At 67.1% G+C, this 17,194-nt stretch carries 12 protein-coding genes and 1 pseudogene; 7 read left to right on the top strand and 6 right to left on the bottom strand.

All coding sequences use genetic code 11. The features are described 5' to 3' along the window. The first annotated feature begins 14 nt into the window (after positions 1-14). Entirely contained in the window at positions 15-2,693 is a 2,679-nt protein-coding gene (locus FHR32_RS37450) for a sugar-binding protein (protein WP_184759216.1), read from the top strand. A gap of 137 nt (positions 2,694-2,830) precedes the next feature. On the opposite strand, the gene FHR32_RS37445 is transcribed toward FHR32_RS37450, so the two are convergent. The 4 genes from FHR32_RS37445 to FHR32_RS37430 are packed head-to-tail and all read right to left on the bottom strand — an operon-like array spanning position 2,831 to position 7,267. Next, the gene (locus tag FHR32_RS37445; RefSeq protein ID WP_184759215.1) at positions 2,831-3,739 is read right to left on the bottom strand and encodes an aldose epimerase family protein; all 909 of its coding nucleotides are present in this window, start codon (positions 3,737-3,739) and stop codon (positions 2,831-2,833) included. Further along, positions 3,736-4,512 (bottom strand): IclR family transcriptional regulator, encoded by a 777-nt coding sequence (locus FHR32_RS37440; RefSeq protein ID WP_184759214.1) that lies wholly within the window; start codon positions 4,510-4,512, stop codon positions 3,736-3,738. The genes FHR32_RS37445 and FHR32_RS37440 overlap by 4 nt, the downstream gene beginning before the upstream one ends. Next, positions 4,509-5,339 (bottom strand): NAD-dependent epimerase/dehydratase family protein, encoded by an 831-nt coding sequence (locus FHR32_RS37435; RefSeq protein ID WP_184759213.1) that lies wholly within the window; start codon positions 5,337-5,339, stop codon positions 4,509-4,511. Before FHR32_RS37435 ends, FHR32_RS37440 begins: the two co-directional genes overlap by 4 nt. Then, positions 5,339-7,267 (bottom strand): DUF6259 domain-containing protein, encoded by a 1,929-nt coding sequence (locus FHR32_RS37430; RefSeq protein ID WP_184759212.1) that lies wholly within the window; start codon positions 7,265-7,267, stop codon positions 5,339-5,341. The genes FHR32_RS37435 and FHR32_RS37430 overlap by 1 nt, the downstream gene beginning before the upstream one ends. A 147-nt stretch (positions 7,268-7,414) precedes the next feature. Here FHR32_RS37430 and FHR32_RS46980 point away from each other — a divergent pair, with 147 nt between their 5' ends. From FHR32_RS46980 to FHR32_RS37405, 5 genes are all read left to right on the top strand, one after another. After that, entirely contained in the window at positions 7,415-8,728 is a 1,314-nt protein-coding gene (locus FHR32_RS46980) for an enolase C-terminal domain-like protein (RefSeq protein WP_221466762.1), read from the top strand. 137 nt (positions 8,729-8,865) lie between these two features. Next, positions 8,866-10,068, top strand: a complete 1,203-nt coding sequence (locus tag FHR32_RS37420; RefSeq protein ID WP_184759211.1) for an ABC transporter substrate-binding protein — start codon at positions 8,866-8,868, stop codon at positions 10,066-10,068. Next, positions 10,068-10,997, top strand: a complete 930-nt coding sequence (locus FHR32_RS37415) for a carbohydrate ABC transporter permease (protein ID WP_184759210.1) — start codon at positions 10,068-10,070, stop codon at positions 10,995-10,997. The genes FHR32_RS37420 and FHR32_RS37415 overlap by 1 nt, the downstream gene beginning before the upstream one ends. After that, entirely contained in the window at positions 10,994-11,815 is an 822-nt protein-coding gene (locus FHR32_RS37410) for a carbohydrate ABC transporter permease (protein ID WP_184759209.1), read from the top strand. Before FHR32_RS37415 ends, FHR32_RS37410 begins: the two co-directional genes overlap by 4 nt. Positions 11,816-12,000: 185 nt before the next feature. Beyond that, positions 12,001-13,956 (top strand): glycoside hydrolase family 5 protein, encoded by a 1,956-nt coding sequence (locus FHR32_RS37405; RefSeq protein ID WP_312882884.1) that lies wholly within the window; start codon positions 12,001-12,003, stop codon positions 13,954-13,956. 239 nt (positions 13,957-14,195) lie between these two features. Here the strand turns inward: FHR32_RS37405 and FHR32_RS37400 are convergent, their stop codons facing one another. Together FHR32_RS37400 and FHR32_RS37395 are read right to left on the bottom strand one after the other, a co-directional pair. Continuing rightward, positions 14,196-15,224, bottom strand: coding sequence for a LacI family DNA-binding transcriptional regulator (locus FHR32_RS37400; RefSeq protein WP_184759207.1), 1,029 nt, complete (start codon positions 15,222-15,224; stop codon positions 14,196-14,198). After that, complete coding sequence (locus FHR32_RS37395; RefSeq protein ID WP_184759206.1) at positions 15,221-16,777, bottom strand: ADP-ribosylglycohydrolase family protein; 1,557 nt, start codon at positions 16,775-16,777, stop codon at positions 15,221-15,223. The genes FHR32_RS37400 and FHR32_RS37395 overlap by 4 nt, the downstream gene beginning before the upstream one ends. Before the next feature lie 168 nt (positions 16,778-16,945). Here FHR32_RS37395 and FHR32_RS45370 point away from each other — a divergent pair. Next, a pseudogene (locus FHR32_RS45370) lies at positions 16,946-17,188 on the top strand (hypothetical protein); the annotation flags it as partial. Between the last annotated feature and the right edge of the window lie 6 nt (positions 17,189-17,194).

Here is a 17,194-nt window from a genome sequence, read left to right as displayed (position 1 = left end):
CTCCCGGAGGCTCCATGCGCACACCCTTGACGCTGCTCCTGGCGTCCGTGCTCGCCCTCGTGCCCACCGTCCTTCCCGCGTCGGCCGAGAAGGCTCCCGCCGATCTCGATGCGCTGTTCGTCGGCGCCCATCCCGACGACGAGGCCTTCAGCCTGTCGACGCTCGGACAGTGGAACGAGGACCACGACATCCGCACCGGCGTCGTCACCGTCACCAGGGGCGAGGGAGGCGGCAACGCCGTCGGGCCCGAGGAAGGCCCGGCGCTCGGCCTGCTGCGGGAGGCCGAGGAGCGTACGGCTGTCGCCAAGGCCGGCGTGCGGGACGTGTTCAACCTCGACGACGTCGACTTCTACTACACCGTAAGCGCCCCGCTGACCGACCAGATCTGGGGAGGCGACACGCTCGGGAAGGTCGTGCGGATCGTCCGCCAGACCCGGCCCGAGGTCCTGCTGACCATGGATCCGGCCCCCTCCCCCGGCAACCACGGAAACCACCAGCAGGCGGCACGGCTGGCCGTCGAGGCGTTCTACGCGGCGGCCGACCCCAAGGCGTTCCCCGAGCAGATCACCCGTGAAGGGCTGCGCCCCTTCGCGCCCGCCCGCGTGCTCCTCGGCCGGGCGCGCGGCACCTCCCAGAACGGCCCCGACTGCGCCTCGACGTTCCGCCCCGACAACCCGGCGCAGAACGTGTACGGCGTGTGGAGCGGGCGCGCTTCCCAGAGCCAGGGCAGAGCCTGGGCGGCCATCGAGCGCGACGCGCAGCGCGCGTACGCCTCCCAGGGCTGGGCCGTCTTCCCCGACGTACCGTCCGACCCCGCCCAGCTCGGCTGCGACTTCTTCACCCAGGTGGACTCGCGGGTGCCGTTCCCCGAGCCGGGCACCGCGGCGGCCGCCGCGCCCACGGCGGTCCTCGACGGCGCACTGGTCAGGGCATCGGGCGCCGTCCCGCTCGGCACTCTGCTCGACCTGCGTCCCAGCACGTTCGACGTGCGCCCGGGGACGCCGTTCACCGTCAAGGTCACCGCGACCGCGCCGTCGCGCGAGCCGCTGGGCCGATCGGCCGTGGCGCTGCGCGTCCCCGAGGGCTGGCAGGTCAGCGGATCTGGCGAGCTCGACAGGCTGGCTCCGGGACGTACCGGATCGGCGATGTTCACGGTGACGCCACCGCAGAGCTCGGCCCCGGGTGACCGGGCGCGCGTCGCGGCGACGCTGACCACCGAACGGGGCCGCGGCTACACCGACCGGCAGGTCGAGGTCAGCCCGGCCGTACGAGGGGGGCAGCAGCTGCTTCCCCAGGTCGGCCAGTACGAGAAGTGGGCTGCGGAACTCAACGTGCCTCAGCTTCGCAGCCTGGTCACGCCCGTGCTCACCCTCCCGTCCGGCGGCTCCCGCCAGCTGGGCGTCGTGGTCACCAACGTAAGCGACACCACCCAGTCCGGAACCGTACGCCTGGACCTGCCCGCGGGCTTCACCGCCGACCGTGCCGAGTCGAGCTACAGCGGCCTGGCGGCCGGGGCCTCGATGACCGTGCCGTTCACTGTCGACAACTCCGACGCCTCGCTGAAGACCTCGAACGAGGGCGGCGACTACGCCTACACCATCACCACCACCAGCTCGGACGGGTCCAGCGTGAGCAAGCCCGCGCTCGAACTGGTCCCGGCGACATCCATCCCGCAGGCCGCGTCGGCGCCGGCCGTCGACGGCGTCGAGGGCGCAGGCGAGTACACCAGCCCCTCCCTGGACATCTCCCGCCTGTGGGAGGGCACCGCGTGCTCGTCGGCGGCAGACTGCTCGGGCACGGCCAAGGTCACCTGGCATGACGACACGCTGTTCCTGCTGGTCCAGGTGAAGGACGACGTGGCCGGCACCCGCCTGCCCACGTCGGACTGCAAACGGCACTGGCGTACCGACTCTGTCGAGGTGACCTTCGACCCGCGCGGCACGTCGGAGAACACCTCCACGACGTTCAAGGCCGCGGTGCTGCCGGTGACCGCCGAGGGCCCGCCGTGCTTCGAACGGGACGCCGACAACCGTCAGGGACCTGGCGAGCAGACCGCTCCGGGCATGCGGGTGGCCTCGAAGGTCTCCTCCGGAGGGTACGCGGTGGAGATGGCCATCCCGATGGGGATCCTACCGGGCGCGGTCGATCCCGAGCATCTCGGGATGAACATCCTGGTGTACGACTCCGACACCCAGGACAAGACCGGCCAGACCCGGATCGGCTGGTCAACGTGGGGTGGCGTGCAGGGCGACCCGTACCGGTGGGGCATCGCGACGCTGCCGGGGTACCAGCCTCCGGCGGGACGGCCGACCACTCCGCCCGACCCGGTGATCCCCGACACCGGCCTGTCCAGCCTGGACTCGCCGCAGTCGCTGGAGCAGGCGGTCCGCATCCACCTCCCGCTCGCGGGCGGTCCCGCGGCGAAGGCGTCCCAGAGCGGGTCGGTCACCTCCGCCGTGAGCGGCCAGAACGTCGTGGAGGTGACGCTGCGCGCCAAGGCCGCCGGCAAGGCACACCTGTTCGTGCGCGATGACCAGGGTACGGCGGGCAGCCGAGTCGTCACCGTCTCCAGGAGCGGCACCACGACCGTGAGGGTGCCGCTGACGCGCACCACGGGCGCCCACCCGTGGGTGGTGGCCGGGTGGGAGGCCTCTGCCGGGGGCACGCTGGCATCCCAGACCCGCGTGCGTTGACGGGCACGGGCCGGAACGCTGATCGCGTTCCGGCCCGTCCTGCTCCGGACTTGGGATATCTGGCCCGGCCGGATCTGTCCAGTAAACGGTGGCTCGATCTTCGTTGGTTATCGGGAAGCCGGGGTCAGGCGGGCGAATCAGTCCGACGGCGCTCCATCCACAGACCATGCCGCCGAGCCGGACTCGCCGGGTTGGAGCACAATCAGATCCGTTCCCGTCGCAAAAGCGTTCGGCGGGCAGGTCTGTGGTTCGATCCCGACACCGGTGCGGGTGAGGTGCTTGCTCGGGAGGTCGCCTGAGAACACCTGGACCCAGCGGAATGCCGGGGAGGTGCGGATCGTGAGGGTCAAACCGGCCGGATCAGAGAGTGTGACGTCTCCTGCATCCTCTGTGGGAGCCACCGCGTACGCAACGCTGAACCGATCTGGACCGAGCGCGCGGCCCTCTCGAAAATCGAACCCGGAGTTGTCCACGAGACGCAGTCGGGTCGGGAGAGCCGAGAGCGGGTCGGTCTCGAGGTAGCTCGGCGCGGTGAGCTTCAGGATCCAATCCGTCAGCGGCGACGGTCCCGGTCTGAAGTAGGGGTGGAACCCGATGCCGAACGGAGCGATCCGATCACCGATGTTGACCCACGCTGCGTCGCAGTGCAAACCCGTGGCCGTGACCGTGTAGGTGACGGTCACGGCCACAAGGAACGGATACCCGTCGACCCCTCCTACGATGCGGCCGAACGAGACCGACGATGTGCTCCGGCGCTCCAGGGCCCATAGCTGGTCGAACGCGAGGCCGTGCAGGGCGTGGCCGTACGCCGGATCGTTGATCGGGAGTTGATGGGCGCGCCCCGCGAACTCGTACCTGCCGTCGGCGAGGCGGTTGGGCCAGGGGGTGAGCACCGCGCCGTGGTGGCCCAGTGCTGGCGCGACCCGGCCGGGGCCGGCCAGGATCGACTCGTCGCCGAGCCGGAGCCCGGTGAGGGTGGCACCGATGGGATCGACGGTGGCGCGGGTGCCGCCCCACGCGATGGTGGCGGGTTCAGCAGCGGTCACTGGCCGTGCTCGCGTGCGCGGATCCCGTATGCCGCGCGTGACATCTTCGCCGCGGTCGCGCGCGCTTCGCGTCCGAGCTCGGTGACGCGGCTCTGCATGCGGTATTTCGGGCCGTAGACGGACACGGCCGCGAGCGGGAGGCCGTTCCGGTCCTGGGCGAGCGCTGCGACGCGTTCGACGTCGTCGGTTCGCGGGATCCAGACGTACCCCCGTGATCGGGCGAGCTCCAACTCGCGTGCCCAGCTCTCGCGGTCGAGCCGGACTTCGGGATGCTCGACCGGTGCGTCGCGGAGGTTGTCGAGGATGCGGTGCTGCTCGACGACTGGAAGGGCGAAGAGGATGGCGCGGCCCGCGGCGGTTGCGTGCAACGGGGCGAGGTTCCCGATGTGCGGGACCATCCGGAACGGTTGCTCCGGATCGATCTGCTCTATGCTGACGGTGTAGTCGCCTTGCCGGATTGTGAGGATCACGGTCTCGCCGACCACATCGCAGAGTTCTTTGAGGTAGGGCCGGGCGATCTCGCTCAGGTTGTACTGCTTCTGGAATCCTTTCGCGAGACTCAGGACCCGGCCGGTCAGGACGACGCGCCTGTTGCCGAGGCGGGCGAGGAATCCCAGGTCGACCAGCGTGGCGACGAGCCGGGAGACGGAACTCTTGTCCGTTCCGGTGAGCTCGGCCAGTTCGGTCACGGTCAAACCTCCGCGGCCGTCTGCGACGGCTTCCAGGATCCGCAACCCGCGCGCCAGTGCGCGGTGGCGAGCCTCCTCCGTCACGCGATCTCCTTTCGGCGGGTCGAGGATTCGATCTCCTCGCGCATTCCCGACTCCATCGCGCGGTCGGCGACCCCGCCCACCGCGCGGATGGCCTCACGGAACGGGGTCGACAGCTGGAACGAATCGTAGTCGGGTACGTAGCCGAAGTCTTCGCGGGCTTTGTTCATCGGCAGACGCGTGAAGGTGTTCCCGCTCACCGCGTTGTAGATCTCGAAGCGCAGGGGTTCGGCGTCGATCACGGTGTCGATCAGACGGTACAGGTCGGTCGGTGCGGTGTAGTCCTGCAGCATCCAGCCGGTTTCGGGAGCGTCGATGACCCGCGGATCCTGGAACGCGCCAATGCGGAGCGCAACGAACGACAGCTGCTCGGTGCTGGCGACGAAGCTGCCGAGCGCCTCACCGAAGGCCTTCGTGACGCCGTACAGATCCCCCGGGTGGACTGGGTCGTCCTCGGTGACACCCGAGCCCGGCGGGTAGCCGGAGACGGCGTGGACGGAGGATGCGTAGACGACTCTCCGGCAGGCCGCTGCCACGGCCGCGGCGATCACGTTGTACGTCCCCACGATGTTCGCCGGCAGCAGGCTCGACCACGTCGCCCAGGGGTGGCGTTCACCGCCGAGATGGAGGACGGTGTCGACGCCGTCGAACGCTTCACGGATCTCATCCAGTTGCCTGAGGTCGGCTTCGACCAGTCGCCCGAGGTGCGCGTGCCGGTCGTCGAACTGTCCCGGCAGGTCGAGGAGCGTGACCTGATAGCGATCGCGCGCCCACTCCGCGTAGCCCGAGCCGATGGCGCCGGCGCCGCCCGTGATCAGGAGCTTTCGCATCAGCGGCGCCCCGCACTGACGACCACGTCGCTGGGATGCACCTGCAGGCCCTCGTCGAGTTCGGCCGGCAGACTGCCGCGGTTCCAGTAGATGTCGACCTGGTCATCTTCGAGCGAGTAGCGCGTGTGCAGGAGCGTGCCGTCGTCGATCAGCTCGAACGAACCGTCGTCGAAGATCCGCGCGTGCTCGCGGCGCAGACCGACCAGACGCCTGATCCGGTCCGCGTAGGCGGGCGCGGAGTCGATCGTGCGCCGTGCACGATGGATCGCGACGTCGAATGCGAGGTTGTACGCGAACGCGAAGTTGAGCTGGTCCTCCCAGCCCGGTCGTTCGTCGTGGATGAAGCGGTTCGAGACGACCGGCTCGGGGAAGGCCGTGCGGAACAGGCCGGGGAACGCCTCGTCCTGGTACTGGAACGCGAATCCGAGGCCGTGGTTGAAGTCGAGGAGCGGGATGAGATTGTCGACCATGCCCTCCGAACCGACCGCCGCGCCATCCGCTGCCTCCCGGATCTGCTTGAAGGTCTGCGCCCGGTACGCGGTCTCCAGGTTCGTGCGCTCGCCGTGCTCGTGGCGCTCGTCGTAGCAGGGCCAGGCGGTCAGGTGGAACCCGGTCTGGTCGAAGAACACGGAGCGGGCGCCGAGCGATGCCTGGGTAGCAGCGACGGATGCCATCTGATCCCGCCACCGCGGCGCGCCGTGGCAGGCGGCGACGAACGACGGTGCCGCGAAGTAGCGCATGGTCAACGACTCTCCGGCGAAGTCGTAGCCGGCGACGTAGTCCAGGCCGCGGGAGTCCTTCTTGGTGACCTCGTCGGCGTGGTCGGAGTAGTACTGCGTCGTCCTGTCGATGATGTTGCCGTTGGCGTAGAGCGAGATGAATCCGCCGCGATCGTTGATCGTCTTGATCGCCCGAGCCAGGGCCTCCGCACCGCCCAGCTCCTCGTCCGCCTCGTAGATCGGGTAGCCGCGATCGAAGCCGGCCTTCCACCACCCGAACAGGAGGATCCCATCCAGTCCGTGTTCGCGGCCGAGCTCGAAGATGGGCACCAGGTCGTCGTAGTGGAACTGCTCGGCGCCGAACTGATGCCGCATGATGATCCGCTGCCACCCCTTGAGCTTGCTCCGCGACGCCGGCGGGCCGTGGTACCAGCTGTCGGCCCACTCCCGGTATCGCCGTGCTCCTGCACGCCAGCCTCCTGCGAGCAGCGCGACGACGATCTCCCCGGTGTCGATCGAGCTTCGGTCGAGCGGGGTCACGACGGACAACCAGAGCTCGCCCTCCGTGCCGCGAGCCGGGATCCCGGCGCTGAAGAGGGCCCCACGGAAGTCCGGATCGTGGCGGGCCAGGTAGAGGAACCGGTCGCCCGACTCCAGTCCCTGCCACGGCATGCTCATCTCGCCGGGGTACGCGGATTGCTCCCAGATGCCGGCCGAGTCGTCGCGCATGTACTCGGAATGTGCACGCGCAAGTCGAGTACGCGGCCTCTCGATCTTCCTACCGAGTCCCTCCGACCGGTAGAGCGCCTCGTGCTGCGAGGCGGGGCCGGGTGCGAGCTCGACGATCGGCAGCGACATCTCGCGCAGCGTGATCCCGGTCCCGGCCTCGCCGGTCGCGCGGAACGAGAGCTCGTCCACTCCTGCGGAGACCACGATGACGAGATCCACGTCGATGGTCGCTCCGGCGACCGTGGTCAACGTGTCGTAGGAGATGACGAGCGTGTCGTCGTGCCGAACCACGGTCGAGCGCTGCTGCTCCGAATGCACTGCGACATCGCGTTGGTCGCCGATCATCACGGATAGCGACCAGAACCGCCCACGCGCACTGGTCGTGAAGCGGCCTCCCGTGAGGGAAGCGCGCGTGCCAACCGAATCGAGACCGAAGGACAGGGACCCTGCCGCGAGTGTGTGGTCTTCTTCGCTAGTCATGCCGCGATCATAGGATCGCGGTGCATATGGCTCAATAAAGTTGCATATACGACAACAAAGCTAGGCGGTAGTTGCACCATCGGATCCATCATTGCCGTATATGGATTCTCTCCCTAACGTGGCCCGCACACCTGCCAAAGGGGACACGTGAAGGACATCGACCAGCTCAGCGAAGGCGCCGCGGACGTCGCCGATCGCCGCCGCATCGCGCCGGCCTACGCGCCGAAGGCGGTGGATCACACCGTCCCCTGGGGGAACGACGAGGATGTCCGCATCACGTCGGTCGAGGCGATCATCACGGCTCCCGAGGGTGTGAACCTCGTGGTCGTCCGCGTGCGGACAAGTGTCGACGGACTCGAGGGGCTGGGTTGCGCAACGTTTCATCAGCGCGCCGATGCCGTGAAGTGCGCCGTCGACGAGTATCTGGCTCCGCGGCTCGTCGGGCGGTCCGCCCAGGAGATCACCGACATCTGGAACAGCAGCCAGGTCGACAGCTACTGGCGGGGCGGGCCGGTGCTGAACAGCGCACTGGCCGGGGTGGACATGGCTCTGTGGGACATCACGGGCAAGACTGCCGGGCTGCCGGTGTGGCAGCTCCTCGGGGGAAGGGTGCGCCGCTCGGTGGCGACGTACGTGCACGCCTCCGGTCGTGATGTCGCGGAGCTCATGGACGAGGTCGAAGCATGTGCCGCGGCCGGATATCAGGTCGTTCGCTGTCAGATCACCGTCCCGGGGACCTCGACCTACGGCGCGGCTCAACAGAGCGACTCGCACATCAGCTGGGATCCGGAGCAGTACGTCCGGTTCATCCCCGGTGTGTTCGAGGAGCTGACCGCGCGCTTCGACGGCCGAGTGCGTTTCCTGCACGACATCCACGAGCGCGTCGATCCCGCGGACGCGATCAGACTCCTCCGTGCGCTCGAGCCGTTCGGACTGTTGTTCGCAGAGGACCCCGTCGCGCCTGAGGACCTCGACTGGATGCGCACGATCCGCAAGCAGACGATCACGCCGCTCGCGTTGGGTGAACTCCTGACGGACATGCGCAGCTTCAACGCGCTCGTGACGGAGCGGCTCGTCGATTTCATCCGATGCCACGTCTCAGCGCTCGGCGGCATCACCCCGGCCTGGCGCCTGGCGATGCTCGCGGAGGTCCACGGCGTGCGCACTGCTTGGCACGGCCCTCGCGATGTCTCTCCGATCGGGCACATGGCGAACCTCGCCATGGACCTGGCATCTCCCGCGTTCGGCATCCACGAGCACTTCGAGTTCTCCGACCAGGCCAGATCCGTCTTCCCGGGAACGCCCGTGACCCGGAACGGCGTACTGGAGCCCTCCGGCGCCCCTGGCCTCGGCATCGGTTTCGATGAACGCGAAGCGGCGAGGCATCCCCCGGTGTCCCCGATGTCCAACTGGCACTACAGCCGGGTGCGTCGACCAGACGGCACAATCCAGCGGCCATAGTGCCTCTCAGAACCCCATGAAGAAGGGAATTGGCAATGAAGCGCAATGTTGCTCTCGTCGGTGCAATCGTCTTGACTGTCGCGCTCGCCGGCTGCGGAACCGGCGGCAAGTCAGGCAAGCCTTCCGGATCTTCGGCGGTGAGCACCGAGCTCACGGGCAAGCCGGTCAAGCTCAAGCTGTCCTATGCCAGCGTGCAGCCGATCACCCCGCTCGCCGAGGGGTTCACGAAGCTCCACCCGAACGTCACCTTCGACCTGATCGAGACACCCTTCGCCGACTACCAGACCAGCCTCAAGCTGGCGATGTCGTCTAACGACTCACCCGACATCGTGCAGTACAGCCCTGCGCCGATGCGCGCCATCGTCCCGGCCGGACTCGTCCTCCCACTCGACGACTACGCCAAGGCGTACGGCTGGCGCGATCAGGTGTCGCCGTCGCTGCTGGGGATCCTCACGTCCAACAAGGACGCGACCCAGTACGGCACGGGCAACCTGTACGCGTTGCCCGGTGCGGTGCAGATGGTCGGCGTCTTCTACAACAAGGCCGTCACCGAAGCTGCGGGGATCACCGATGAGCCGAAGAGCCTTGCCGAGTTCGAGGACGACCTGGCGACGGTCAAGGCCAAAGGTGTGACTCCGCTCGCGGTGCCCGCCCTGGCCACGGGTGGTTTCCAGCTGTGGGGCGCGCTCTCCAACGTCATGGCCGACCCCAAGGTGTTCAGCTCCTGGGTCTACGGCGAGCCCGGCGCGACGCTCCTGAACGACCCCGGCTTCGAGAAGGCCGCAGCCACCGTCAAGAAGTGGGCCGACTCCGGCTACATGGCCAAAGGGGTCAGCGCTGTCGCGGACCCGGACGCCATCACCGAGCTCACGAGCGGGCAGCGCGGCTACTTCCTCTCCGGCAACTGGAACGCGAAGGAGCTCTCCGAGAAGTTGGGCGACGACCTGGGCTTCTTCCCGCTCCCGGGTGAGACTGCCGACCAGCCCGCCCTGGCGACCGGTTCCGGCTTCCCGTACTCGATCTCGGCGAAGTCCAAGAACAAGGACGTCGCTGCCGCCTTCCTGAACTACATCATCAGCGAGAAGGCTGCGCAGGGGGTATACGACGGCGGATTCATCCCGATCCAGCCAATCGACGGCGACCCCGACAAGGTGAAGGGCGAATTCGTGGGCGCCTACAAGGCGGTGGTCGACGGCGGCGGTATCACTCCGTTCGCCAACTGGGCCACCAGCTCGATCATCGACCCGCTCACGGCCGGAATCCAGGGCGTGATCAGCGGCAACAAGACGCCCAAGGCCTTCATCCAGTCGCTGCAGGCCGACTGGGAAAGCAAGCGCTAATGGCTCTGCTCAACCTCCGAGCGGATGGGCGTACCGCCAAGCCGCGCCCATCCACCCGATCCCTGTCGCCGCGTCGCCACTTCGGCGCGATCGCGTTCGTCGCACCAGCGCTGCTGATCTATCTGGCCTTCAGCATCTGGCCCGCGTTCAACACGCTGTACTACTCGATGCTCGACTGGGACGGCCTGAACGCCGCCGAATGGGTCGGGTTCGAGAACTACGCGAAGGTGTTCACCGAGCCAGAGCTGTTCAACTCGATCCTGCACAGTCTCGTTCTCGTGTTCTTCTTCGCGGTGCTGCCCATCGGGCTCGGCCTCCTGCTGGCAGGCCTGCTGATGGGATCGGGCACGCGCGGCCTGTCCGCGTTCCGCGTGATCTACTTCCTCCCGCAGGTGATCCCGCTCGTCGCGGTCGGCATCGCCTGGCGCTGGCTCTACGCGGAGAACGGCCCCCTGAACGAGTTCCTGGAGACGATCGGCCTGGGTGCTCTCGCAGCGCCCTGGTTGGCAGGAACGGACACCGCTCTGATCGCGCTCGGGCTCGTGGGCACCTGGGGCATGTCCGGTCTGTGCATGATGCTGTTCGTCAGCGGTGCGCAGAAGATTGACTCGTCGCTGTACGAGGCTGCGGCGATGGACGGCGCCGGCCCGATCCGCCGATTCGTCAGTGTCACCTTGCCGGGTCTCCGCGGCGAGATCTCGATCGCTGCGGTCATCACGACGATCGCCGCGCTGTCCAGCTTCGACCTCGTCTACGTGACCACGAGTGGTGGCCCGGAGAGCGCGACGACCGTTCCCGGCCTGCTCGTCTACCGGCTCGCCTTCACCTACGAGCGGATCGGCCACGCGGCAGCACTCGCGATCGTCCTCACGGTGCTGATCTTGATCTTCGTCTCCGTGATCCGCCGGCTCACCAAGGAGAAGGCATGAAATCGTCACCAGCGGTGCTCCTCGCCCGCCACATCGTGCTCATCCTGTTCGCGGTCGCATTCCTGATCCCGTTCGTCGGTATTGTCCTGGCCGCGCTCCGTGGAGATTCGGAGACGGGCGGATTCCAGCTCCCGCACACCTGGACGCTGCAGAACTTCGCGATCGCCTGGGAGCAGGGGAGGTTCTCGGACCTGATGCTCTCGAGCGTCATCGTAGGAGCGATCGTCGTCCCCTCGACCCTCGTCTTGGCGACACTGGCGGGGTACGGCCTGGCCGTGCTTCGGCCCATGGGACACAGCGCGATCATGACAACCTTCGTCATCGGGCTGACGCTGCCGACGGAGCTCGTGATCATCTCCCTGTACTACAACCTCGATTCCGTCGGCTTCACGAACAACTACATGGGCGTCGCCTTGGCTGAGGTCGCCCTGTTCCTGCCGTTCAGCGTCTACTGGATGCATACGCACTTCAGCGGAGTGCCGCGGGCGCTGATCGAGTCCGGGAGGATCGATGGTGCCAGCGACTGGCGGATTCTCCGGGAGCTCCTGCTGCCGATCTCCAAGGCGGCGTTGACGACGCTGGTCGTCCTGCTGTCCATCTGGGCGTGGAACCAGTTCCTGCTCGTTCTCGTCCTGATGCAGAGCCCGACCCGGCGGACCGCTGTGGCCGGCCTGGGGTACTTCGTCGGCGAGTACGGAACCGACATCCCCCTGCTGGCCGCGGCCTCGCTCATCGTGATCGCGCCAGTGGTCGTCGTCTACCTGATCTTCCAGCGCAGCTTCGTCGCCGGAATCACGCAGGGCGCGATCAAGGGCTGACCCTCGCCAGGGCGAGTCTGCGAACCCGCGCACGCCATCGAGTGTGCCGCGGCCCTACTCGTGCATGTCCGGACTCATTCCAGGTCGTCTGCGGAGAGCGCCGTCGATCGAGTGCTCATGAGCGGAGAAGACCTTCAAGGAGATCGCAGGAACCTACCGCGAAGCAGGCTAGAGAGAAGGAAGAGATGAGAAGGCCGGTTGTACTCAAATACGGGCTCGTTCCCGTGCTGTTGGCCTCGATGTTGTTATCGTGCTTCGGCGGCAGCGCCGCGGCATCCGAACAGACGTCGCCCGGTTCGGTTGTCGAGCGACCCGAGACGGTGCGCGGATTCAACACCTACGGTGCGGCCATGACCGAGCAGAACGTCGATGAGCTGCGCAACGAATACGGCGCGAACGTCGTCAGACTGCAGATCCATCCGCAGAACTACGCGCAGCAGCACAACGTCTCGCTCTCCCAAGCGTGGGACGACATGCTAGACGTGACGGAGCAGGGACTGCAGGAGGCGGCGCGGCAAGGGCTCATGACGGTCGTCGACCTCCACTCGGTTCCGATCCCCGGGTCCAAGAACGCGCCGGAGTTCTGGAACGACGACGCCACGCTGGGTGTCCTGATCTCGTGCTGGGAGGAGATCGTCCAGCGGCTGGCGCCGTACCGCGACTACATCTGGGGCTACGACCTGCTGAACGAGCCGTACAACACGGCCGAGCTGCCGCTCGGAGCCTCGAAATGGCACGCGTGGGCCCAACAGCTGACGGACACGATTCGGACACTCGATCAGACGACCCCCATCATCTATGAGGCCAGTCCGGGGGCACTGCCCAGGGGCTTCATCGAGAACGAGTGGATCGACGCCGGTCCGGGATATCCCGTCAAGTACCAGGGCGACTTCCAGCTCCTGGACGACGACAACGTCATCTACAGCGTGCACTGGTACGAGCTCCACAGCTACACGCACCAAGGGATCGGCTACCACAACGGGAGTCCGGTCACCGAGGACTGGCCGGACAAGATGGTCTATCCGGGTACGAACGACGGCGTGCACTGGGACAAGGAGACCTTGCGGGAGCTGATGCGCCCGGTCGTCGACTTCCAGAAGAAGTACGACGTACCGATCTATGTCGGCGAGTTCAGTGCCATCCGGTGGGCACCCGGTGCATCACAGTACATCCGTGATTCGATCGAGATGTTCGAGAAACTCGGCTGGAGCTGGACGTATCACTCGTTCCGTGACTGGCACGGCTGGCAGGTCGACTACACGGAGACGATGACCAGCGACGCGAACAGTGCGTCCGCCATCGCCTCGGAGCCGACTGATCGGGAACTGACCCTGAAGTCGTACTTCAGCCGGAACCAGTTCGTGCAGCCGTTGGACAGCCCACGCCCTCCGGCGAACCTGATCAGGAACGGCGACTTCGCGAAGGACGCCGACAGTGACGGCTTGGCGGACAGTTGGATCAAGGGAGCCAACGCGCAAACCTCCATCATCGAAGCGGAGGGGCACGCCCAGCAGGTCGCGGTGACGGCGAGCTACCAGCGTGGGATCGACCAGGAGTGGATGACGGTCTCGGGAGAGAACCGCTACCGGTTACAGGCGAAGATCCGGGTTGACCAGGGGCAGGTGCGTTTCTGGCACTACGGGGTCACGAGCACCTACGGCTTCGCGGGAAGCGGCATCGTGTCCGATGTCGATCAGACGGACGGCGAGTTCGTCGTGAAGCAGCTGGACTTCGTCCCTGCTCCCGGAACCACCAAGATCAGCGTGCGATTCTGGTCCAACACGCCAGCTCAGTTCGCTGTCAAGGATGTCGAACTGATCGATCTCGGGCCGGAGGTCGTCGTCCTCCCGCCCACCACCTCGGTCACCGTGACAAACGCACGAGGCGGCAGGTCAGCTCACCTGGAGTTCGACGCCGTTGCCGACGCAGGTAAGTCGATCGACCGGACGGAGTATCGGGTTGTGGGAGCGGCGGAGCAGTGGCAGACCGTCGCACCGGAGGGGGTGACGCTCACGGAGCCGGGCGTCTACCTCATCGGCTATCGCTCGATCGATTCGGCGGGAGCGAGGGAGGCAGGCAAGGGGGTCGTCGTGACGGTCCGGCGGGGCCGCCGCGACCTGGCCGGTGACGGTGCGGGTTGACGGTGCGACCTACACGGGTGAGCTCGTGCACAGCGCCGTGACGACCGACCTGCCGAAGCCGTCACGTGGTCTGCACGTCGTGCTCGTCTCGTACGGCCGCAGTGAACACCCTCACGTCATCGGTCGGAGTCTTCGACTTCTCTTCGTGCGCCAGTAGCCAGGGTGATGACCGGGGGTCGGACCGAAGGGGTCCGGCGCCCCGGTCTCTGCGTCACCTGCTCCGTAACTGAAAGCCCGACTTACGAAACGACCTCGCCCCCGAGGCGAGGTGCAGCTGTGGACGTGCTCGACCGTCGGACCAGTTCGGGCGCGAGGAGTACCGTCTGGTTGCTCGTTGGATCTGCGGCATCGGCGAGAAGAAGCCTTGCGGCTTCAACCCCGAGCGCGTGGCGAGGCTGTCGCACGGTGGTGAGGGACGCGGCAACCTGGTCGGCGAGCGTGATGTCGTCGTACCCGACGATCGACAGCTGGTCGGGCAAACGGAGTTCTGCCCCGGTCGCGGCGCGTTGTACGTTCACCGCGATGAGGTCGTTCCCGCAGAACACCGCCGTCGGTCGCTCTTCTGCGGCGATCACCGACATCGCGGCGCTCCGTCCGTCATCCTCGAAACGCTCGCTCTCGAAGACGCGCAATCGGACCTCGACGCCACGCGACGCGATTTCCGCCTCGGCGCCGGCGAGTCGATCGCGATAGGGTTTGAGCTGCAGCGGACCCGTCACATAGCCGATGTCACGATGTCCGAGATCGAGCAGGTGACGCATCGCGATGCTCCCGCCGGCGACGTCGTCACAGGCCGCTGTGGAGATGTCGCGAAGTGCGGAGTCCCGCTCGATCAACACAATCGACGTCCCCCGGTCGCGCAGCGCGCGGATCCGTTCGTGCGACGGATCGAGCACGGGAGCGAGGATTACCCCGCGAAACCGCATCTGCTCGAGCGCATCCAAGTAAGCGCTCTCCTGCACGGGGTTGCTGTCGGCATTGCAGAGCATGACGAGCAGCCCGTGCCGGGAGAGCTCTTCCTGGATGCCGCGGGCGACGTCGGTGAAGTAGGGGTTGGCGGTGTCGTGGACGACCAGGCCGACAGTCCGACTGTGACCGGCACGCAGCAGGCGGGCGGACTCGTTGCGAACGTAGCCGAGCTCCTCGATGGTGCGCTGCACCCGTTCGCGGATCTCCGGGGAGACCGACTGCCGCCCTTGGAGCACGTTCGAGACCGTGCTCTTGGAAACGCCGGCACGCGCGGCGACATCTATCAGGCTCGGCTTCACCGACCACCTTCCGTGAGTTCGACGATTCCCCGACTCCATCCGAGGGCCTCCGCCGGGATGGGCCGGCGGCCAGGGCGGAACGCGTGGGGGATCCAGTGTGCATCGGGGACGGTCGTCGCGGCGAGCACGATCTCGGCTCGCGACCTCGTCGACGGCGGCCGTTTGATGGCGACGACGAGGTCGTGCGCACCCTGGCCGATACCGATGTCGGTGAACTGTCCGACGGGCGCCATGTGCGGGGCGGGGAAGGCGTACTGCGTGCCTTGGCCGCCGAACAGGTACTCGCCATCGAGCCAGACCCTGAAGTGCTCGCTCGAGTGCACCATCAGGTGGATGGTCTCGGCGTCGCCGGCATCGAGCGTGAGCCGGACCAGCAGGATCCGGTCCTCGAACGCGCTGCGCTCCCACGAGAACCACGTGCCAGGAAGGCTGCCGTCCACGAACTCGACGGCGGAGAGGTCGGGGACCGTGCCGACCGGTGGCAGCTCCGTCTGATCGCGGATGTCCCAACGACCGCTGAGCGTGTTCATCCATCCGATCCGCACCGGGATGCTGAACGCCGCGGGATCGAACTCGCTCTCTGCGGTCGAGGGCCGCTCGGACGGGAGCCGGTCGCGCAACGCCAGCACGAGATCGGTGAAGCCCTCGATCGTCGGTGGCGCATCGAGGTCGTAGATGTCGTCGTTGAGGACGAGGTCGTGACCGATCGGCTCGACCCACCTCGCGTCGATCGAGCCGGGGTCGAGGATCCCGAGCAGCGCCCCGAGCGATGCGGTGGAGCTGTCGGCGTCCTCACCGCAGTTGTTGCAGATGAGGATCCGCTCCGAGAAGTCGCGGCCGGCCAGCCAGCCGAGGATGACGAACCCGGTGTTCGGTCGGACATCGGTGAAGTCGGAGCGTCCGTACTTCGCCATGATCCTGCTGCGCACCTCAGTCCAATGGAGGCCCTCGGCAACCCAGGCTCGGGTGTCCTGAACGACGTCGCGAATGCCGCTGCCGAAGGGAACGCCCTCCAACGCGACGTCCAGCAGTTGGTCGCAGTCGCTCTCGACGAACGCGTACGACTCGAGCCGCGCTAAGAACTGCGCTGCGACGATGCCGTCTCCCGCGTGGTCGAAACAGGCGTCCTCGTAGGCGTACGCTGCGGCTCGGTCCGGATCGCCCGCGGCCAGGCAAGCCCAGAGCTCGCTTCGGATAGCGGCACCCTCACCGCAGGTGAACCAGTTGTCGAACGAGCCCGTGTGCGGCGGATGGATGCCTTCCGCAAGGTTCCTCAGCGCGACTCCGTACTCGTTCCACGGGAAGCCGACGTGCTTCCTCCAGGCCTCGGCAAGGAGGTGCCGGTCGACACGCGGCTCGTCCATGCCTGACAGGACCGCCGCGAACACGACTTGGAGGTCGAGATCGTCGTTGGGGACCATCTCCGTCGGCACCGGGGTGTAGAAATCGGCCTCGAGCGGGCCTTCTAGCCCCTCGAACGTCTGACCGAGGGTGCCCCCTACCGCCTTGCCGACCCAGCATCCCAGGACACGGTCTCGAAGTGTGTACGTCATTGTCGCCCTTCATTCGTGGAACCTTCCACAGCATAAGTCAGCTTGGACGTATCGCGCTATCGGCACGAGGCAGGATTGCTCGACGCGAGCGTTGAAACGTCGTGTCGGTTCAGGGCTGGCGACCGCCTCACCGGCGTCTGGTCACGCGTGCGGTTCGTCCGCTTCGCCGACAACCAGCGCGCCGCCACCCACTACTCTTTTCGGCCCGACTGGCGCCAGGCGGCCGATCCCGAATCGAAGGGGATCGTGGAGAACCTCGTTGGCTACGCCAAGCGCGACCTGCTGAGCGCGCTGCCGTCGCTGCGGCCCGCGACCGGCAAGGCGCCGGCCACGCGCAAGGTCGACAAGCTGTCGTGCGTGCGGTTCGGCTCAGCCCGCTACTCGGTGCCCGCGGCCTTGATCGGGGGGTCTGGCCGA

Origin of the sequence: Streptosporangium album (genome assembly GCF_014203795.1) — a bacterium.
Taxonomy (GTDB): Bacteria; Actinomycetota; Actinomycetes; order Streptosporangiales; family Streptosporangiaceae; genus Streptosporangium; species Streptosporangium album.
The sequence above is the reverse complement of the archived record's forward strand: the minus strand, read 5'-3'. Positions and strand labels throughout refer to the sequence as shown.

What these genes read in the sequence shown, in the direction of transcription:
- FHR32_RS37415 (WP_184759210.1), top strand. Translation starts at nt 10,068, where the DNA reads ATGGCTCTGCTCAACCTCCGAGCGGATGGGCGTACCGCCAAGCCGCGC.
- FHR32_RS37395 (WP_184759206.1), bottom strand. Translation starts at nt 16,777, where the DNA reads ATGACGTACACACTTCGAGACCGTGTCCTGGGATGCTGGGTCGGCAAG.
- FHR32_RS37430 (WP_184759212.1), bottom strand. Translation starts at nt 7,267, where the DNA reads ATGACTAGCGAAGAAGACCACACACTCGCGGCAGGGTCCCTGTCCTTC.
- FHR32_RS37405 (WP_312882884.1), top strand. Translation starts at nt 12,001, where the DNA reads ATGAGAAGGCCGGTTGTACTCAAATACGGGCTCGTTCCCGTGCTGTTG.
- FHR32_RS37450 (WP_184759216.1), top strand. Translation starts at nt 15, where the DNA reads ATGCGCACACCCTTGACGCTGCTCCTGGCGTCCGTGCTCGCCCTCGTG.
- FHR32_RS37435 (WP_184759213.1), bottom strand. Translation starts at nt 5,339, where the DNA reads ATGCGAAAGCTCCTGATCACGGGCGGCGCCGGCGCCATCGGCTCGGGC.
- FHR32_RS37410 (WP_184759209.1), top strand. Translation starts at nt 10,994, where the DNA reads ATGAAATCGTCACCAGCGGTGCTCCTCGCCCGCCACATCGTGCTCATC.